Source organism: Caballeronia sp. SEWSISQ10-4 2, assembly GCF_030464885.1.
In the GTDB taxonomy this organism is placed as follows: domain Bacteria; phylum Pseudomonadota; class Gammaproteobacteria; order Burkholderiales; family Burkholderiaceae; genus Caballeronia.
Map to the genome: position 1 here is coordinate 55,410 of NZ_JALPRJ010000005.1, position 15,129 is coordinate 70,538.

At 58.8% G+C, this 15,129-nt stretch carries 21 protein-coding genes; 2 read left to right on the plus strand and 19 right to left on the minus strand.

The genetic code is table 11. The features are described 5' to 3' along the window. Positions 1-10 precede the first annotated feature (10 nt). Entirely contained in the window at positions 11-700 is a 690-nt protein-coding gene (locus M0D69_RS04680; protein WP_301780908.1) for a hypothetical protein, read from the minus strand. Then, positions 697-1,404: a hypothetical protein gene (locus M0D69_RS04685; protein ID WP_301780909.1), complete on the minus strand. Its 708-nt coding sequence runs from the start codon at positions 1,402-1,404 to the stop codon at positions 697-699. Before M0D69_RS04685 ends, M0D69_RS04680 begins: the two co-directional genes overlap by 4 nt. Positions 1,405-1,869: 465 nt before the next feature. Between M0D69_RS04685 and M0D69_RS04690 the strand changes: the two genes are divergently transcribed. Then, positions 1,870-2,211 carry a hypothetical protein gene (locus M0D69_RS04690; protein WP_097268374.1) on the plus strand — a complete coding sequence of 114 codons (342 nt, stop codon included), beginning with the start codon at positions 1,870-1,872 and terminating at the stop codon, positions 2,209-2,211. Between the two features lie 425 nt (positions 2,212-2,636). Then, positions 2,637-3,368 carry a hypothetical protein gene (locus tag M0D69_RS04695; RefSeq protein ID WP_301780910.1) on the plus strand — a complete coding sequence of 244 codons (732 nt, stop codon included), beginning with the start codon at positions 2,637-2,639 and terminating at the stop codon, positions 3,366-3,368. Between the two features lie 376 nt (positions 3,369-3,744). On the opposite strand, the gene M0D69_RS04700 is transcribed toward M0D69_RS04695, so the two are convergent. From M0D69_RS04700 to M0D69_RS04780, 17 genes are all read right to left on the minus strand, one after another. Then, positions 3,745-4,098 carry an HNH endonuclease gene (locus M0D69_RS04700; RefSeq protein ID WP_301780911.1) on the minus strand — a complete coding sequence of 118 codons (354 nt, stop codon included), beginning with the start codon at positions 4,096-4,098 and terminating at the stop codon, positions 3,745-3,747. Positions 4,099-4,159: 61 nt separating this feature from the next. Then, positions 4,160-4,420: a hypothetical protein gene (locus tag M0D69_RS04705; RefSeq protein ID WP_301780913.1), complete on the minus strand. Its 261-nt coding sequence runs from the start codon at positions 4,418-4,420 to the stop codon at positions 4,160-4,162. A gap of 48 nt (positions 4,421-4,468) precedes the next feature. After that, the gene (locus M0D69_RS04710; RefSeq protein ID WP_301780914.1) at positions 4,469-5,311 is read right to left on the minus strand and encodes a S49 family peptidase; all 843 of its coding nucleotides are present in this window, start codon (positions 5,309-5,311) and stop codon (positions 4,469-4,471) included. Between the two features lie 84 nt (positions 5,312-5,395). Then, a complete protein-coding gene (locus M0D69_RS04715; protein ID WP_301780915.1) occupies positions 5,396-6,073 on the minus strand; it encodes a hypothetical protein in 678 nt (225 codons plus the stop codon). A gap of 72 nt (positions 6,074-6,145) precedes the next feature. Continuing rightward, a complete protein-coding gene (locus M0D69_RS04720) occupies positions 6,146-6,673 on the minus strand; it encodes a hypothetical protein (protein ID WP_301780916.1) in 528 nt (175 codons plus the stop codon). 168 nt (positions 6,674-6,841) lie between these two features. Continuing rightward, a complete protein-coding gene (locus M0D69_RS04725) occupies positions 6,842-7,177 on the minus strand; it encodes a hypothetical protein (protein WP_301780917.1) in 336 nt (111 codons plus the stop codon). Continuing rightward, positions 7,174-7,509, minus strand: coding sequence for a hypothetical protein (locus M0D69_RS04730; RefSeq protein ID WP_301780918.1), 336 nt, complete (start codon positions 7,507-7,509; stop codon positions 7,174-7,176). Before M0D69_RS04730 ends, M0D69_RS04725 begins: the two co-directional genes overlap by 4 nt. Then, a complete protein-coding gene (locus tag M0D69_RS04735) occupies positions 7,502-8,062 on the minus strand; it encodes a hypothetical protein (RefSeq protein ID WP_301780919.1) in 561 nt (186 codons plus the stop codon). The genes M0D69_RS04730 and M0D69_RS04735 overlap by 8 nt, the downstream gene beginning before the upstream one ends. Further along, positions 8,059-8,970 carry a toprim domain-containing protein gene (locus M0D69_RS04740; RefSeq protein ID WP_301780920.1) on the minus strand — a complete coding sequence of 304 codons (912 nt, stop codon included), beginning with the start codon at positions 8,968-8,970 and terminating at the stop codon, positions 8,059-8,061. The genes M0D69_RS04735 and M0D69_RS04740 overlap by 4 nt, the downstream gene beginning before the upstream one ends. Further along, positions 8,967-10,508, minus strand: a complete 1,542-nt coding sequence (locus M0D69_RS04745) for a DEAD/DEAH box helicase (RefSeq protein ID WP_301780921.1) — start codon at positions 10,506-10,508, stop codon at positions 8,967-8,969. The genes M0D69_RS04740 and M0D69_RS04745 overlap by 4 nt, the downstream gene beginning before the upstream one ends. Then, a complete protein-coding gene (locus M0D69_RS04750; protein ID WP_301780922.1) occupies positions 10,509-11,522 on the minus strand; it encodes an S-adenosylmethionine-binding protein in 1,014 nt (337 codons plus the stop codon). Between the two features lie 68 nt (positions 11,523-11,590). Beyond that, on the minus strand, positions 11,591-12,046 hold the full coding sequence (locus M0D69_RS04755; protein WP_301780923.1) for a hypothetical protein: 456 nt from the start codon (positions 12,044-12,046) through the stop codon (positions 11,591-11,593). A gap of 557 nt (positions 12,047-12,603) precedes the next feature. Then, positions 12,604-12,987 carry an integrase gene (locus M0D69_RS04760; RefSeq protein ID WP_301780924.1) on the minus strand — a complete coding sequence of 128 codons (384 nt, stop codon included), beginning with the start codon at positions 12,985-12,987 and terminating at the stop codon, positions 12,604-12,606. A 536-nt stretch (positions 12,988-13,523) separates the two neighbouring features. After that, positions 13,524-13,733 carry a glutathione S-transferase family protein gene (locus M0D69_RS04765; protein ID WP_367619688.1) on the minus strand — a complete coding sequence of 70 codons (210 nt, stop codon included), beginning with the start codon at positions 13,731-13,733 and terminating at the stop codon, positions 13,524-13,526. Then, positions 13,655-14,155, minus strand: coding sequence for a glutathione S-transferase family protein (locus M0D69_RS04770; RefSeq protein ID WP_301780926.1), 501 nt, complete (start codon positions 14,153-14,155; stop codon positions 13,655-13,657). The genes M0D69_RS04765 and M0D69_RS04770 overlap by 79 nt, the downstream gene beginning before the upstream one ends. A 96-nt stretch (positions 14,156-14,251) precedes the next feature. Beyond that, a complete protein-coding gene (locus M0D69_RS04775; RefSeq protein WP_301781030.1) occupies positions 14,252-14,710 on the minus strand; it encodes an SRPBCC domain-containing protein in 459 nt (152 codons plus the stop codon). Positions 14,711-14,712: 2 nt separating this feature from the next. After that, positions 14,713-15,045, minus strand: coding sequence for a helix-turn-helix transcriptional regulator (locus tag M0D69_RS04780; RefSeq protein ID WP_047897031.1), 333 nt, complete (start codon positions 15,043-15,045; stop codon positions 14,713-14,715). Between the last annotated feature and the right edge of the window lie 84 nt (positions 15,046-15,129).

Genomic DNA, 15,129 nt, shown 5'->3' on the forward strand with positions numbered 1-15,129 from the left:
TTGATGTCATCTATACAGAATTGGACTCGGAGAACAACTCGGCCTGGTCGTTAGGAACGTCCGAATCATTGCTCTCAGTGAACAGTACCGTTATAAGCGCATTAACCACATCATGATCGCCTTGCCATCCCTCGGCCGACAGAGCCTCTACGAGATCACTGGCATCGTCCAAATCCATCGCTGGATTTGCGCGCAATGACTGTAGAACCTGTATCAAGCCGTTTAACCCCGCGCGGGTCACATCTGGACTGTTCGCTGCAAGAGCCGCGCGTCGAACATATGAAATGACGGCTCCAAAGCTCTCATTGAAAGTGGTCAACCGATGCGCCTTCTGCATCGAAGTGGCAATCAAGGCTAGGCGTGACCCGATAGAATCAAAGTCACTACGTCCAAATGACTCAAGCGCGAGTCGGGCATCATTCAATGCTAGCTCAACGAGCGCGCGTGTTTGACCGGCCGACGTAGCTTCGTCAAACAAGTGAGGGTAAACCTGCTCCGGCTGCGGAGGAGCCGGACTGGCGGATGCCGGCAACTCGTCATCGGTAGACAAAGTGGAGCCGCCGCGGTTCGAAATCACGCGCACGACACTTGGCTTCCAAGCTGTGCGGACTGTCTGCGAAAATACAGCAGCGCCCGTGGTTTGCCCGGTCGGCTGCGGAAGTTCCGTCCCGTTCACGGAAATGGTTGTCTCTGTTGTCATGGTTTTGGCTGAATCACCTTGTTGATATCCCGTCTTAGGACGTGAACGTACCCTTTCAGCCAATCATCCATTCTAAACTTGGCAGCGTCAATTGCCCCCAACACACCTCGATCGAAGTCGATAACCATCCGATATCGAGACTCTTTGATCGGCTCGTCAAAAAAATCCGCATCCATCTCCATTTCAAGCCGTATCTCTTCGGCTTTTAGGCGCAACACTGAAAAAGACGTTTTGTCCTCGAAACGAAGCTGCACTTCTATCCCATTGCGTTCACCGTCCATCGATTGATCGAACACCCGCTCGGTGGGCCAGTTGACGATTTTTAGGTCTATCAGAGCGCTGTTCGCATCGCGAAGGCTTTTGAATTTACGTACATATGAAGCTCGCGCACTAACACGCGTCAATTCGCTCAATTCGAGCAAATCCCGCAGCAACTCAAACGTTTCTTTAATCTGACGTATCCTTTGGGCGTCCAGCGACTTTTCACCTCGCAGAGTTATGGTGGATTGCTTGAGTCCAGTCTGAACCTGCACCCCCTTCGTTTGAAGGGTCTGTTGGTTCGGTTGGCCATCCACCAAAGTCAGCCCCGGCCATATTTTCACAATCCGGGAAGAGATTTGCCCCGCACGGTCCCAAAGAATAAAAGCCTCTGAATACTGCATTTGAATGACTATCGTATGTATCGTGAACGAGTCCAAAATCATAGGAGCATCTCCGCAAACCTCCAATAGGAGCGCCTTCAAGGACGCGCTGCAACATTCTACGCCTGCGCTCAGAGCGATCATAAAAGGGGGTTAACCCACCGAGAGCCAAATTGAAAGCGTCACTCAATACTGGCAAGTCAGGCGCGTAGTTGATTGCTGCAGCGGCCGAACACTTGCCAGCCGAAGGCGTCATGCATGCCGAACCCCACGAGTGGGGTTTCCCCAAAGTTGCCGTACCGACAGCGCGGTAGGTGACGGCTCATTAGTAACCCGGCGTCTTGTGCCCAACTTGCCGTGTACGGGTTCACGTTGCCTTGCGATGAGTAGTTGTTGTACGGGTTGCTGTCCGGCGCTGAGCGATGGTGCGGCTCGACGTACGTGCCATTGCAGGGCGCATACGGGCTAAACTTCGGGCGGCGAAATGCCGTTAAGCCGAAGTGCTGATAATAATAACGAGGGAACGCAATGAAACTGCTAGTCCTATGCGGCGCGGTGCTCGCGCTTGCCGGTTGCACTGACACGGGACCGATAAAAGTCGGTCCTGACACTTACACGATTTCCACGCGTGTCCCGTTCGGCGGTCCCGCTTCGGCCAAGGGCCAAGCCCTGACGGAGGCGAATGCCTTTTGTGAGTCGAAGACCCGCGAAATCCTGCTCGATCACGAACAGTCAAGCGAATGCGCGTTGCACGGCGGTTGCGGCGAAGCCGAAATCACTTTCTATTGCCTAAAGCCCGACGACCCGCAGCTTCAACGCCCGAAATTCAGGGCCGAAGCGAATCAGCGTATCGAAATCCAACAGAAGTAGCTGATCTTCACGAAAACAGAACAATGAAAAAGACCTACACGGCGATGCTTGTTCTCGCGTGTTTAACGGCAGCGTGCTCAAGCACGGGCGTTGTGCCGATGGACGGCGATACATACACAGTGTCCAAGCGAAGTGCGCAAGTCGGGTTCGGTCCCGCTGACGGGCCGAAAGCTGACATATACCGCGAGGCAAACGACTTCTGCGGGAAACAGGGTAAAAAGGTCCAAACCGTGTCATTGCAAATGACCGATTCAGGGTTCGCCCAACCCGCAAGCGCTTCGTTGCAATTCCGCTGTATGTGAGCGGCGAACCGTTATAGTGCGTGGAGTTCTGTTCCGGGGGAAAACATGAATTGGGAGCGCGGTTTGGGGGTCGCAAACCTCGTAATCGTGGGGATTACGTTGGTCGGGGGTGGATATGAGTGGTTGACCTTCAAACACACCTTTGAAGACCAGACGCTCAAACAGCTTGCCTATCAGAACGAACAACTGAAAATCGCACTCGGTACGGACGAACAGAAGCCAATCGAATATACCGGCGACCTGACCGTAACCCAGATCAAGAAGTATCCAGACGGCACAGTCTTGTACGACGTGAGTTACGACGTTACGGACAAGAACACGTCCAAGTCACTTATTCATGTCACGTACACCAGCGCCGAACTGTATCTGGGCGACACATCCGCAAGGGAACCTGCTTTCGGGGCTGCTTTTTCCATCAATGACGCCCCCGACCCGTGGCACCCGCAGGATAGCGGGCTGATTTCGTGGCGGCGGATTGCTTATGAGGCGAACGTTGACGACGGGCCGACGAATCCCACCGTAATGAAGTGGATGCACGACCACGGATACACGTCGATTTCGCACGGCGGACTGACCGGCACCCTTTCCAGTGGCACGTCGAACGAGTACATGCCGGAATTCCTGATTCGGGCAAAGCCGAGCCAGTATGTTGACGTGGTAGTCAGTTTCGGCGTGGACGATTCACTAGACGTGGCTTCGCCGAATGTCGGGCTCGTTGATGACTCGTTGTGGCTGGTTAATGCCGAGACTGACAAACATGACGACGCGGCAGCTAAAAGCGGCCCACACACTCATGGCAGCACCAAGTCTCATAATCGGGCCTTGCTGGCGCAGAGGCGGCGCACACCGACGTGAGTACGCTCGCATAGGGCCTGTTTTACAAGCCCTAGCGCGCCAGTCAGCGGCACCTGACGCTTTCCGAAATCGCCTTGGCGCTGTACGGCAAAGGGGTGGCAACTAAGTGACGCACCATTTGAAACCGGCGCGCGTGATCGACGTAAAGCGTCACCGCAATTTTGAAGAAACAGTGCGCGAGTTGCGCATACCCCCTCGCTTCATTTCGCGTCCGAATAAATTTTGGCATCCCAACGTTCTACGGGCGACTGCTGCCAGCGATTCGATGCCCCCTACCCCTGCCCAGCAAGGCCCAGCACGCGCCCGTAGCGGGCTTCGTGAAGGGTCGCCGATGAGCGCCGCCAACGCGCACGCCGACCGCGTGGCGAGCCTGCATTCACGCCTCGTCGCTATCTGTCTTCGCGGTCTGAATACGAGCACGCCCAAAGCCGCCGTCTTCGCGTGCGGTCTTCGTGTCGTGGCACGGTTTGCAGAGCGGTTGCCAGTTCTCGCGGTTCCAAAACTGGCGAACGTCGCCGCGATGCGGTATGACGTGATCGACAACCGACGCGGGCGTGATCGAACCGGTTGTCGCGCATCCGACGCATAACGGATGCTCACGCAAGAAAACCGCACGCGCCTTTTGCCATTGCGAACCGTACAGCGCCGTTACCGCCTTGTCCCGATTGGCGTTTTCCCGTTTGCGCGCGGCTTGCATATGAACCGGACATTTGCTGTCGCGCCCGTTCACGAGCGCGCTGCAACCTGGGTGCGTACAGGGGCGGTTCGGGCGGCTTGGCATCTCGGCGGTGCTACTGCGCCAGCGCCCAGCCTGCCACGGCATAGATGCGCAAACCGGACATTGCATCGATCCAGTAATCGGCCCCCCGTTCGTCGAGCGCGTATCGCGCCTCCCGATAGCGCGGCCCGCTGCTCTCCACGCTCCCGGCGGATGCAGCATTCGTGTCAATTTTCACGAGCAGGTAATCGACGGCGCCCGCGGCGTCCATGCGCGCGGTCAACGAGCCTTTTGCGGTGTCCGGCGCGAGCCAGACTATCGGTGTCGGTTGCATAAAATTCTCCCAAAAAAAGACGTTTAACTTAGCGGCAACGGCGCTCGGCTAATGGAGTAGTCGCAGGATGGCCGAGTCACCCGTGGCGCGCTGTCCTACGCGCCGCGCAAGCTTGTTCAATATCTGGTCATACGATCCGACGCCATCGGCCATGCCTTCGGCAAGGGCGCTCTGCGCGTTCAATACGCGGCCTTGACCCATGCCGTTGCGAACAGCGGCGACATCGACATTGCGGTTTCTTGCGACGCTGCGGGTGAAACTGTCGTGGCGCGTATCGACTTCAGATTGCAGGTGCTTCCTTGCGGCGACAGTGAGCGGCCCGAAAGGACTCGATTCCATTTTGTATTTTCCAGCGCTAATCAGAGTCGGTTTGATGCCTGCCTTGTCGAGCGCCTTCGCGACATTGCGGTGCATCGCAAACACGCCGATGGAACCTGCTTCGCCGCCCGGCGTGATGTAGAACTCGGACGCACTTGAGCCAATCCAGTAAGCCGCACTTGCGGCAAGGCTGTCCGCAATAGCGAAAATCGGCTTGCGTGCGCGCGCCCGGAAAACTTCTTCGGCCAGTTCCTGAATCCCGAACAGGCTGCCGCCGGGGCTGTCAATGTCGATGAGGATACCTCGGACCGAATCATCGGCAAGCGCCGCGCGAAAACTCTGCGTGAAACGCTTGAGTGACAACAACCCGAGTATCTCGCCCAAATCACTTGCATTCGGTACTAAAACGCCGACCAACGGCAACACGGCGATACCACCAATCGTCGCGGGCGCAGGAACCGACGGTGCGCGGGCTTCGCCGCTGCCGACGCTCGGCAGGGCCGCGATAATCTGTAAACGATCTGGCGTTATCGCCCACGGCGCAGCGCGAATGCTGTCGAGTGAATGTTGCATAGAGCCTCCGGCGCAGCGTTGTGGCACTGGCAAGTGATTGATTCCATTACTAAGCCAAAACTGGCGATACCCCGGTTTAGGTAATCAGGCCGATTTCTGCTTCGCACTCTGCTTTTTTTGCTCGTGCCGCAACCACTCCCGATCATCTTTGAGATGCGGCTGCGTTAAGACGAGGCAGTCGTGAACGATAGCGGCACAGCGCGCGCGATGTTCATCGAGCGGGGTGACGTCGTCCAGCATCATGCGGCGGATTTCAGATTGACCGGCCTCGCACCGATGGCGTATCGCGAAAACCTCGTCGGCGTTGCTCATGCTCACGTCGATGCTATGAAAGCCCCACGCGACCCGTTGCCGGGTTGAGTAAACCCGGACCGTGCCCCGAAGGAAGTCAATCGGCTCCTGCAAATCATCGTAGGCGTCATGCATGAATTTCGGCGCGTGCTTTTCGATCAGGGACGTGACCTGCCCTTCGCCGAACCCGCACCGCGTGGCATAAGCGCGTCCCATCGCGTAGTTCATGAGCAGACGCGCATCGAGCGCCTTCTGCTCGGCCAGCGCGTAGGCTTCCCGCGCTTCGACTGCCGCAGCATCGATTGCCGGCATGACTTGATCGCGCTCTTTGCGCTGCGCGTGCAGCGTGGCAATTTGCTGCCGCCACTCTGCGAGATTCTGCGCTTCGACGCGCGCTTCCAGTTCGCCGCGCATGCCGGACTTTTCGACCAGATCGATCAGTTCGGCGGATTGTTCGTACAGGCTATTCATGGTGTTACTCCAATGTTTGAAAGTGCCGCGTCGGCGTGTCGCCACTTTTGGCGATACCCCGTTGCACGTGAGTTAATAATTGCGAGACCCGGCTGCTGCGTGGTTCCACTTGTCCTTCGGTACCCACTCGATTCCGGCTAGAAGCGCGCCATCAACGAGTTTCGTGCAGCGCCTAACCATTTCGTCACCCGGCATCTGGGCGTCGTGCGCCAATTCGCGAATCGCCCGTTGTGCGGCGGCAACCTCCTTGCGTGCTGCCGCGATGTCGTCAGCATTCGAGATTGGTTTCCCGACGTCTTCATCTCCAAAGTAGCCGACCCGAATCGCGCGGCGCAACAATAGGTCAAAGGATTCTAAATTCGCGATGGCGGCTTCGAGTTCGGGCCGCGCTGCGCGCTCCAATTCGATCAAGATGCGCCCGGACTCGTCTTCACGGGCCATGAGCGCCTTGTCGTAAGCCCAATGCGTTTTTTGCATCACACGCTTGGACTCCTGATAAGCAATATCTGCGGCTTTAAAGGCTGCGGTCGCCCGCTCGGCGTCATTCTCTAATGCCATAAGCTCGGGTGAATGATCGGATAAAGTTTGAATATTTTCCATGATTATTAATACTCCTTGATGATATTAAAAGAACACAACTGCTTGTCCTACCTTTTACCCGCGATGCCCGGTTTCCCGAAATTTCCCGGTTTGCCGAAAACGGGATTTCGGGTCAATGTGCCGTCTGCGTGACTGGTCTATGTCGGCAGCCACTAACTAGCGCGTCGATCATGGCCCCACTCCGTCCGTGCTCGCACGCGGTGCGCGCAGAATCTCGCGCACCTGTGCCGCATCCACCAGTTCCCGGCGGAACTGCGCCAGCAATGCGGACGGCGTCTCGTAGATGCCGCCAAGGCCAAGACTCGCATCGTGCTGTGCTGCCCACCAGCATGAGCGGATCACATGCCCTGCCACGTATTCCAAAGTGGCGCGCGTTTCGTCGCTGGTGTCGTCGCGCATCAGCGCGTCCACCACCCTGGCGAGCAGGCTCACCGCATCCGGGTCGTCGTCTAGCGGCGCATCGGCGACTGCCGCGATGCGTGCGTATATTGAGTCGCGTGTCATTGAAAATCCTCCTCCGTTGTCGCCCTGTGTGGGCGTATCGCCAAACCGCGCAGTTTCCTGATTTCAAGCGTGATCGCCTTCGCCTGCGCACGTGCGAGCAGATTGACGGTGAGCCGCTCCGCCAGCCGTTCCCGATAGGCGGCGATGACATCGACCCGGCTCCAACAGCAGCGCGCGAGCATCTCTCGGGACGGCGGGCGCTGTCCGTTCAATACCTCACGGCAAACGCGCGCCGCTAACCCGGCACCACCGGCTACCGACCAAAGATCACTACGGCGATGCTCAAGTCTGCGTATGCGTGCGGATAGGCCGATTTCCGTCAACTCAACCATGCTCACCCCCTTCGGTCAAACGCCTGGTATGGCAATCTATATACGCACCGTGTGGCGGTGTAGACGAGGGACCAAAAGTGCCTTCTACTGCACCGTGTGGCGGTGTAGACGGCGCACCCCTTGCACCGCCACACGGTGCAGTTTTTGGATTCATTGCACCGTGTGGCGGGGGTCCGGATTCAATTTTTCGGGCGGCCAGCGTCACATACGACCGGGGGTTGATGTCGAGACCGTCTTTGACATCCAAGGGCCGCCAGCCCAACGCGTACCACGCCGCTTTGTTCGGCTTCGCGCCGCACCGGGTCTCGGTGAGCAGCCCCAGCGTCAACAGTTCGTTCTTCGCCTTGTATAACGCATCGTTACTATTCCAGCCCAGCGGCTTCAGGGCCTTTCCACAGACCACCAGCTTGCCGTTGTTCGATCCGTTGTACTGCAACGCCACATCGAGCAGCAGGGCGCGCGCACGGTGCGACGCCGCGCGAAATGCCGGGTGAATCATGACCCAATGCGGTATCCCGACGAAACGTTCTTTCGCGTTTTTGCGATCCTTCATGCGCCGCCCCCCGTCAAGGCCATTGCGGGGCGCACGTGCCGCATGATTTCCATGCGCAACCTGTGCGGCCCGCGCTCGCCCCATTCGGCGAGCGCATCGGCCCAATCAGTGCCTTCGATGCCCTCGGGGTAGGCAACCCCACACCCGAGCGCTGCGGCGGCGCTGCGGCCCTTCTGGATGCCCGTATTGATGCCGGTTCGCCCGGCAGTTTCCCAATCGTTATCGGCGCACACCACCGTCATGCCGCGCAGCTTCATCTCGCTCGCTACTTGCACCATGTTCCCGGCGTCGAAGCACACGACCACCGACGATTGCGGCAGCGATTGATAGATCGCAAGCCCGGTGGCGAAGCCTTCGGCCAGACAGGTGAGCACCGCGCGCGGGCGCGTCAGCGCGTAGGCCGCGCCCTTGATCGAGCACCCATAGCGGTATCGCTTCTCGCCGTCAGGCGTGATCGTTTGCAGGCTCACCAGCGCGCCGCGATGCACGGCGGGGATCACCAGAAGGTCGCCGTCTGCGCGCAGGCCAGTGCAGCCCAACATCGAAAGGCCCTTGCCTTCGAGATACGAATGCTGCACACCGCGCAGCGGCGGGAGGCCGCCCCAATAGGCGCGCATCTGCCTGACGGCGCGCATCCGGCGTTCGGCTTCACGCCTGCGGGCAGCGGCAAGCTCGACATCGGCTCGCACGCGCTGCGCCAGCGTCATCGGTTGGTCGTCCTGCCATTCGCGCCATTCGTCATCCAGCGCGTAGTTCCTGAAGTAACCCCGTGATCCGCACGGACGAAGCATGTAGCAGCCGTTTTTTTTCTTCGGGTGATCGGCGGTCGAGCAGCGATACCAGCGGCCATCGGCCACGATGTCGCGAGGATTCAGGCCGAAGATGGTCATGGCTTCGCGAAAATTCATGCCCTCGGCTCCGCGCCGGACGAGGCGTCATGGGAACCCGCAGGCCGCCTCGACTTCGCAAAAGCGATGTTCAACGAGCGAATCTTGTTCGCTACTTCCTTGGTCAGCGGCGCGTCTTGCGTGCTCTCGAAGTCCGCGCCCGGCCATTGGTTGGTCATTTTCCGGTACAGCGCGAGCGCCAGCTTGCGCGCGGCATCGCCGGTGCGTTTCCCGCGCGCGTACCCGACGACCTGCGGCCACAGTTCGGCGGTCAATGCCCGGCGGTCGCCACTCGCCATCAGTTCGGCGAGCGTGCCGGCGAGATGCTTGACGGCCTCACGCTTCGGGTATTCATGACCGCATGCGGGGCAAAACGGCATCGCCATATGCAAGTGTTTGCAAGCCGGGCACTTGCGCATGCGATCTTCAATGTCGATGGCTTTCTTCTTTGGTTTCGCCTTGCGACCATCGTCCAGTTTGAGCGCGCCGGTTTCGAAGAACGCGGTCCATTCGTCCCAGAAGCGCTCGCTGTTGCCTGAGTGATCAAGCACGATGCACTCGTCCTTGCCCGGATGCGCGCGCAGGCCACGTCCGAAGAACTGGATATGCTCGCTAAGCGACCGGCGCAACGGGCGCGCCATGATGACGACGCCGATGTCCGGAACGTCGAAACCCTTCGATGCAGCCGTGACGGTGATCAGGCCGCGAATGTAGCTATCGGGCTTGCGGAATTCCTTCACGATGTCGGCGCGCTCGTCGTCGCTCACCCGGTACGTGTACGTGGCGCACATCACGCCCGCTGCCATGAACTGGCGCTGCAATTCCTCGACGTGCCTACAATCGACTCCCGCGCAGATAAATTTCCTGCCGTCTCCGTGCTTCAGATATTCCGCCACGCAATCGCCGACGACAGCCATCGCGCGCTTCGAAGTTTCCTTTTCGTCCCACTCGCCAGCGACGACCCTCACGCCTTCCATGTCGGGCGCGCTCGCAGCGAAGATGCGGAATTTCGACAAGTGACCCTGTTCGATCAGCGTGTTGGTCGTCGCGACATTCACCAAGGCGTCGTACAGCTTGCCGAGTCCTTTGGTGAACGGCGTCGCGGTCAGGCCGAGCGCGGTCGTGTCGCGCGGCTCGATGCGCGTTTTCGTGACCTGGTGAACGGTGTGGGCCTCGTCCACCACGATCAGGTCGGCTTCGGGCCACTTGCGGCGGGCCAGCGTCTGCGCCGAGCAAATCTGCGCGCGCTCATAGGGACGGAAGCGCCAGTGGCTTGCCTGCAGCACGCCATGCTCGATGCGGTAGTCGTCGAAAGTGCTGCAGGTCTGATCAACCAGATTCAGGCGATCCACCACGAAGGCGGAGCGGCTGCCTTTTTTCCCCGACATGAAAATGATGCAGGCGGCTATCCGCGTCTTGCCGGAGCCTGTAGGCGCGCAAATCAGAATGTTTTTCTTGCCCTGCCGAATCAGTTCGCGAATTGCGAGGATCGCCTCGATCTGGTACGGGCGAAGCGCGAACCGGTCGAACACAGCCTGATCTTCCGGCGAGATAGTCACTTACGCCGCCTTGCGCTTGAGCGCGTCGAGCACGGCGCTTACAGCACTGACGATCCGGGAATTAGCCTCGACGCCGAGCAGGTCGCGCAACTTCTTCGTCAACTTGCCGAAACCGCGCAACTCATTGTCAAGCTGACTGACCTTATTCATCGTCTCTGCAAGCCGCGCCTCGATGCCTTGGCGCGTCTTGATTTCCTTCACCAGTTCCGCAGCGGTATCGCCAGACGACAGCGCCTCGACTTGCTCTTGCAAGGCGGCGATTTCCTTCTGCGCGATTTCCAGTTCGGCCACCGCGTCAAAGCCGCCGAAGGCGTCCTCGTCCACGCTGGCGGAGGAAGCGCTTTGAGTCGGCGTGAGCGCGACTTTTGGCTTGCCAGCAGGCTTGACGCCAGCGCGGTCATGCGCGGACGTTTCCGGTTCGGTATCGGCGGGTTTGATCTGCTTGATCGCCTGTGGAAGACTCACTGCGCCGTGGGCAACCTGCTTCGCGAGTTCGGGCGATGCCTTCGCTACCGTATCGGCCATGCGCTGAGTACGCTCGCTCACGCCAGCTTGCGCCGCCCTGCTAGCGACCGTATCGCGCGGCCCCGAGCTATCCGGCAACGTTGCCGCTTTGCTCTTATGCTGGTTGCTGCCGTCTCCGCCGACCGTCTGCGCACGGCCCCAGTCCTGAGCGTTCGCCACAATCGCCGCCTGTTGCCCCTGCGTCAGATGCCGACGATGCAGGTTCGCCGACAGCACGAACGCCACAGGATCATCGCCAGCGAATTCGACAATCGTCGGCTCCACGCCGATCTCCGCGCATACGCGATAGCGGTGCGCGCCGTCGAGAATCGCGCCTTCATGAATGACAATCGGCAGGCGCTGGCCGTGTGCAGCGATATCTGCTTTCAGCGTCGCGTACTCCGCATCAGTCATGGGCGGGAACAAGGTGCTGAGCGAATGAAGTTCAAGCGCGCCCTTCGGCGGGAACACTTTCGCATCGGGTTTTTTGACAGCCGTGGCATCGTCCATAATTTGGAGTCCTACTGGTAAGAACCACTCGGGTTAGGTGTCTCTGCGGTGCGTGGTCTATTGCCGGATCAATTGGCGGCCTTGCGCTGGTTCATTTGGGCCGTCTCGACAGGCTTGGCCTTGGTCGGGCGCGACACGGGTTTGATCGTGCTGCGTTCAGGCTGTTGCTCGGCGCGGTCCTTGGCGGCCCGCGCGTCGGCTGCCTTTTTGCGCAGGAACGCCAGAACGTCTGCCAACAAATAATGGTTTTTAGCGGGGCCGACGAGGCTGAAAGGCCGCGGCCAGTCCGGGTCGTCGCTTTGATTCAGCCGCTGGAGCGACGAAGAGCTTATGCCCATGATCGACATCACCTCACGACTAGAGATTGCACGGAGGTCGCTGGTATCGTCAGGGGCGGGTTCCGGAGGAAGGCAGGACGCTGCTTTGCGCGGGCGGCCGGGGCCGCGCTTGACCGGTTGGTCGCTGTCTGTGCTGTTCTCTGCCGCGAACATTGATTCGATAATCTTGCGATTCATATCAGCCATGCGAGTAACTCCAGGTGAGCACAGATTTAAATGGCAAATGCATTAACCAGCCAACGTTCGCTTTTCGACAGCGGGAGCCAACCAGATACTTGAATGGTCGCGGTCGTGTCGCCATTCAAACAACATTAGGATGCCTTATTGAGTCACCGGATCGTTGGCTCGATCCGGACGGCCCGGTTACCGCATCGGTATTGAGTTCAGATCGTTGATACGCGCCAATGCAGTGCGGTGTGGTTCTCACTATACCGGTCGCGCAAGGGAGCGCAAGAGTGCGCAAGAGTGCGGAAAACCGCATTCGCGCCGCTAAGAAGATCACTGGAGTAACTTATATTTCGTGCGTTATAAGCCGTTCCATCCACGTGACATGATGTAATAGACCGTTGCATGCGGGCTGTGAAGGTTTCACGGCACTCAGATTATTTACACCAGTAAATATTCTGGACGGTGCGAGACCACGAAAATATTTTTTCGCCACAAACTATTTAAGTTGGCGAGTCGCACTGACGTTAGTTTTTTGATTGTTGACGCACCGGAACGCCACTCTGCCTGATGAGGGATCACGCCCGTAACTTGAGCACGACGACGTTGCTGGCGTCGCGCAACAGCAAGCCGAGACGTTCACCGAGGAGACGCCACGCCTCGCGGTTTTGCTTCGAATAGTCGTAACGCAAGTAGACGCGCCGCAACTTGTTCGGCTCGCGATGGTTTAACACCCTGTCGATCACGGCGGGCAGCACGCCCAAACATTCCATGAAGGTCAAACCGGTGCGCCGCGAGTCGGGCGGGGTCCATCCGCCGCCCGAAAGCATCAACGCATTTGCGGCTTTCGTGCGGTTCTTTGCCGGGTCGCGGTTTGACTTCGCCAGTTGCCGGTCACCAATCTGCTTCGTAATGCTCTTTACGTCGGCATGGTCGCGGGCTTCGTCGGGACCGTTATCCAATACGTAAGCACGAACGCGCAACAGGTGGTCGGGTTTGTCTTCGGATCATCGAAGGGCGGTGAAACGAAAACCGACGCGATGGCGTCAGCGTTCACGTCCGCTTTTGGTCCGGGCCGGTCGGCGGGCGGCAAGTGATTATTCGTTACGTTACGGATATTGTTCCGGGCAACAAAGAAGCCGCAAACCTTGGGGGAATGCGGCCTTAAAGTTAACGCTGCATTGCGAGGGCAGCGACGCGGTGTAAGTCGTCGTGCGCAGCAGCGACCCGAGCGGGATCTTAACAGCGCGGCGTCACTTTTTCGCAACGTCTGAGGAATGCGACTTGACAAGGCGGGAAGGCGCAGAAACAGGCGGTTTGCCCTACTGTACCAAACTGTACAAAACGTATATAAGTTATTGATTTTATTATGTTTACCTTTCCTTGGCGAGGAATGCGACTCGCGCCTTCGTCCATTCATCAGGCGACACAACCTTGTGCGTTTCCATGTTCCAATCCTCCAAAGTAAGCACGGGGTCAGGACCAACCGGGCAGAAACTCAGGCGTTCAACGCCGGTCTCGCTGGAAACGGTTCCCGCCACGCGTCGATTGCGCTGAGTTGGTCATGCCAGCGCTGAACCTCCGGAAATTCTTCCAGGGGCATCGCCGCTCGTTTCGCGTAAGGAAGGGTCACAGCGACGGAAAAGTCCGCGATCGTGAGGTCATCGCCCACCAGCCACTTGCGGCCCCGGAGATGCTGATTGAGCACGGTGGCAAACTTGCGAAACAAGCCCTGCCCTGCCCTTCCGCTACCGCTGACGGGTCGGGGTCGCCAAGTCCGATCTGCGGTTTGATGAGGTATTCGAAGTAAAGCGACCCGCCATGTCGATAAAAATGGTGGCTGTTCCAGCTGAGCCAACGCACGACATCAGTTTGACGTGCGTCCTTTGGCCAAAGACGGGAGTCCGCGCGCTGCGCCAGATGGCAGATGATGGCGTCGGCCTCCCAAATGCTTTTGTCACCGTCAACCAGGCATGGAACCTTGCCGTTGGGGTTTATCGCCAGATAGGCCGGTGCGGTTTGTTCGCCTTTCTTTAGATCGACAAAGACATATTCCACCGGCAGACCAAGATATTTGGCGACAGCGCATGCTTTCCGGGGAGCCAGGGTTTCAGCGTAATAGAGCTTCATATTCGACCTCAGTATCAGTTGCATCTGACTTGAAGATCACGTCTTGCGGCTTGGAGAAGCGTCGCATCGGGTAGCCATTCTTGCCGGGACACGATCTTATGCGGTTGTGTCACCCGTTCTTTCCGGTTCGGCAAGAAGCGCTTCGAGCTTGTCGAACGCACCGTTCCAACCGACGTAATGACTATCGCGCGCAGCCTCGTCGAAGAATTGGGCATGAGTGAAATTGAGCTCGGTTCCCTCCGCGATCGGACGCAGCCTGATCGTCACGAGGGACCGGCGCTCGGGCATGGTGACCCACTCCCAGGTGAAGACGAGCTTCCGGCCCGCCTCGACTTCCCGGTATTCCCCGCGGCAATCATGCGTTTCACCGTCCAGCGTCTGAAATACGACCCGGAAGGCGCCGCCAACGCGCGGATCGGCTTCGGCGCTGAGCACCGGCCCAGCGTCAGGCCCCCACCATCGCGCCATCAGTTCGGGCTTGGTCCACGCTGCGTAGATCTTCTCCGGCGACGCCTTTATGCGCCGGACGATGGTCAGGCTCGGCTGCTCCTTGATCATTATTCGTCATCCTCAACAAAGTCAGTGAGCCGATCAAGACTGGCGGACCAGAACCGCTCATAGCGCTTGAGCCAATCCATCGCTTCCTCCATGGGGCCGGCGATCAGTTCCACCGAAACGGTTCGCCCACGCTTGTTGCGTGACACCAACCCCGCGTCGCTCAGCACGTCGAGGTGCTTCATGACCGCAGGGAGCTTGAGCGGCAGCGGTCGAGCGATCTCCGTTATCGACAAGCCGGGCTCTCGCTCGAGGCGCGCGAGAATCGCCCGGCGTGTGGGGTCCACAAGGGCGGAAAATGTTCGATCAAGCTGACTTACAGGAGACTTCACCATATGGCGAACTATAGACGATGATCGCCCGCTGTCAAGATTTTCGTGAGTGAAATGACGTGTCGTGAGCGTGTGCTATCGGATAGC

Coding starts and splice junctions, on each gene's coding strand:
- M0D69_RS04680 (WP_301780908.1), bottom strand. CDS start 700: ATGACAACAGAGACAACCATTTCCGTGAACGGGACGGAACTTCCGCAG.
- M0D69_RS04685 (WP_301780909.1), bottom strand. CDS start 1,404: ATGATTTTGGACTCGTTCACGATACATACGATAGTCATTCAAATGCAG.
- M0D69_RS04690 (WP_097268374.1), top strand. CDS start 1,870: ATGAAACTGCTAGTCCTATGCGGCGCGGTGCTCGCGCTTGCCGGTTGC.
- M0D69_RS04705 (WP_301780913.1), bottom strand. CDS start 4,420: ATGCAACCGACACCGATAGTCTGGCTCGCGCCGGACACCGCAAAAGGC.
- M0D69_RS04710 (WP_301780914.1), bottom strand. CDS start 5,311: ATGCAACATTCACTCGACAGCATTCGCGCTGCGCCGTGGGCGATAACG.
- M0D69_RS04715 (WP_301780915.1), bottom strand. CDS start 6,073: ATGAATAGCCTGTACGAACAATCCGCCGAACTGATCGATCTGGTCGAA.
- M0D69_RS04720 (WP_301780916.1), bottom strand. CDS start 6,673: ATGGAAAATATTCAAACTTTATCCGATCATTCACCCGAGCTTATGGCA.
- M0D69_RS04725 (WP_301780917.1), bottom strand. CDS start 7,177: ATGACACGCGACTCAATATACGCACGCATCGCGGCAGTCGCCGATGCG.
- M0D69_RS04730 (WP_301780918.1), bottom strand. CDS start 7,509: ATGGTTGAGTTGACGGAAATCGGCCTATCCGCACGCATACGCAGACTT.
- M0D69_RS04735 (WP_301780919.1), bottom strand. CDS start 8,062: ATGAAGGATCGCAAAAACGCGAAAGAACGTTTCGTCGGGATACCGCAT.
- M0D69_RS04740 (WP_301780920.1), bottom strand. CDS start 8,970: ATGAATTTTCGCGAAGCCATGACCATCTTCGGCCTGAATCCTCGCGAC.
- M0D69_RS04750 (WP_301780922.1), bottom strand. CDS start 11,522: ATGGACGATGCCACGGCTGTCAAAAAACCCGATGCGAAAGTGTTCCCG.
- M0D69_RS04755 (WP_301780923.1), bottom strand. CDS start 12,046: ATGGCTGATATGAATCGCAAGATTATCGAATCAATGTTCGCGGCAGAG.
- M0D69_RS04770 (WP_301780926.1), bottom strand. CDS start 14,155: ATGAAGCTCTATTACGCTGAAACCCTGGCTCCCCGGAAAGCATGCGCT.
- M0D69_RS04780 (WP_047897031.1), bottom strand. CDS start 15,045: ATGGTGAAGTCTCCTGTAAGTCAGCTTGATCGAACATTTTCCGCCCTT.